This window comes from Streptomyces sp. ALB3, assembly GCF_044385685.1.
Taxonomy (GTDB): Bacteria; Actinomycetota; Actinomycetes; order Streptomycetales; family Streptomycetaceae; genus Streptomyces.
The window spans coordinates 1-2,306 of the sequence record NZ_JBISCE010000015.1 but is presented as its reverse complement, the minus strand read 5'-3'; the positions used below and the strand labels follow the sequence as shown (position 1 = coordinate 2,306).

Annotated in this window: 1 protein-coding gene; it reads right to left on the bottom strand. The window is 70.6% G+C overall.

All coding sequences use genetic code 11. The features are described from left to right. Positions 1 to 2,306 (bottom strand): SDR family NAD(P)-dependent oxidoreductase (locus ACHFIV_RS11180; protein WP_398966360.1); only part of this gene is annotated, 2,306 nt, incomplete at both ends.

Sequence of the window (2,306 nt, the reverse complement as noted above, 5' to 3'; positions counted from 1 at the left end):
AAGCGTCGTACCCGTACCGTGCGCCTCCACCACGTCGACCTGGGCGGCCGACAGACCGGAGGCGTCCAGCGCCTGGCGGATGACCCGCTGCTGGGACGGGCCGTTGGGCGCGGTCAAACCGTTGGACGCACCGTCCTGGTTCACCGCCGAGCCCCGGACGAGAGCAAGCACCTGGTGTCCGTTGCGCCGGGCGTCGGACAACCGCTCCACTAGCAGCATGCCCACGCCCTCCGACCAGCCGGTGCCGTCGGCGCTCGCGGAGAACGACTTGCACCGGCCGTCCGAGGCCAGGCCGCCCTGACGGCTGAACTCGATGAACGCCCCGGGGGTCGACATCACCGTCACACCGCCTGCGAGCGCCATGGTGCACTCGCCCTTGCGCAGGGCCTGGGCGGCCAGGTGCAGGGCGACCAGCGACGACGAACACGCCGTGTCGATGGTCATGGTCGGTCCCTCAAGACCGAAGGTGTACGCCACCCGGCCGGACAGCACGCTGCCCGAGGTGCCGATGCCCAGGAACCCGTCAACGCCTTCCGGTACGGAGGCGGTCTGCGACGCGTAGTCGTGGTACATCATGCCGGCGTAGACACCGGTACGGCTCCCACGCAGTGTGCCCGGGTCGATTCCCGCGCGCTCGAACGCCTCCCAGGATGCCTCCAGCAGCAGGCGCTGCTGTGGATCCATCGCCAGCGCCTCGTGGGGGGAGATCCCGAAGAACGCCGGGTCGAACTTCCCCGCGTCGTAGAGGAACCCGCCCTCCGCCGTGTACGAGGCGGTCCGGTTCTCCGGGTCGGGGTCGTACACGCCGTTCAGGTCCCAGCCCCGGTCGGTGGGGAACGGCGCGACACCGTCGCCCCCGCCGATCGTCAGCTGCCACAGATCCTCCGGGCTGAGGACTCCACCGGGGTAGCGGCAGCTCATTCCGACGATCGCGATGGGGTCGTCGTCCAGGGCGTGCGCCACGGCCGCAGCTGTGCTGCTCGGATCGCCCTGGCTCCCCACGAGCTCGTCGCGGATGTACTCGGCGAGCGAGTCGGGGGTGGGGTAGTCGAACACCAGCGTGGCGGGCAGGCGAAGGCCGGTCACCTCGTTCAAGCGGTTCCGGAGCTCGACGGCGGTCAGCGAGTCGAAGCCCAGTTCCTTGAACGCTTGTCCGGAGGTGACCGAATCCCCGGACGCGTGCCCGAGTACGAGTGCGACTTCACTCCGGACGAGGTCCAGGACCAGACGGACGCGTTCCGCCACGTCCAGGCCGCGCAGACGGGTGGCAAGGGCCGACCCGGTAGCTCCGGACTTCGCGACTCGGCGTCCCGACACACGGACGAGGCCGCGCAGGATGGGCGCCACACCGTTCGAGACAGCGCCCTGGCGCAGGACGGGCAGGTCGAGACGCAGAGGGAGGACAGCGGCCCGCCCGGTCGTTCCCGCAGCGTCGAACAGGGTGAGGCCCTGTTCTGCCGTGAGCGCAGGCAGGCCGGCGCGCGCCATGCGCTGGAGGTCGGCCGTGTCGAGACGCCCGAGCATCCCGCCTTCGGCCCACGGCCCCCAGCCCAGCGACAGACCCGCCAGCCCTTCGGCCCGACGGACCTCGGCCAGAGCATCGAGGAACGCGTTCGCCGCCGCGTAGTTCGCCTGCCCCGACGACCCCAGCGTCGCCGCGGCCGACGAGAACAGCGTGAACATCGACAGACCCATACCGCGCGTCAGCTCATGCAGATGCCACGCCGCATCCACCTTCGGCCGCAACACCGCCGCCAACCGCTCCTCGGTGAGCGACGACACCACACCGTCGTCCAGCACACCCGCCGCATGCACCACACCCGTCAGCGGATGCTCCGGAGCGACACCCGCCAGCACCTCGGCCAGCGCCGCACGATCCGCCACATCACACGCCACAAAACGTGCTTGCGCACCCAGCTCCTGAAGCTCCGCCACCAGACCCGCCGCCCCGGGGGCATCCACACCCCGACGGCTCACCAGCAACAGATGCCGGACACCACGCCCCACCACCAGGTGACGCGCCACCACACCACCCAGCGCACCACTGGCACCCGTCACCAGCACCGTGCCCGAAAGATCGGTAACCCGCTCCTCCCCGGCGCCCGTGGACGCACGCACCAGCCTCGGGACGAGGACCCCGCCTCCACGCACCGCCACCTGCGGCTCACCCGAAGCCACCGCCGCGGACAGAGCGGCCTCATCAGCCACCCCGTCGACATCCACCAGCACGAACCTGCCGGGATTCTCCGACTGCGCCGTCCGCACCAGACCCCACACAGCAGCCTGAACAGGATCCGGCGACTCAC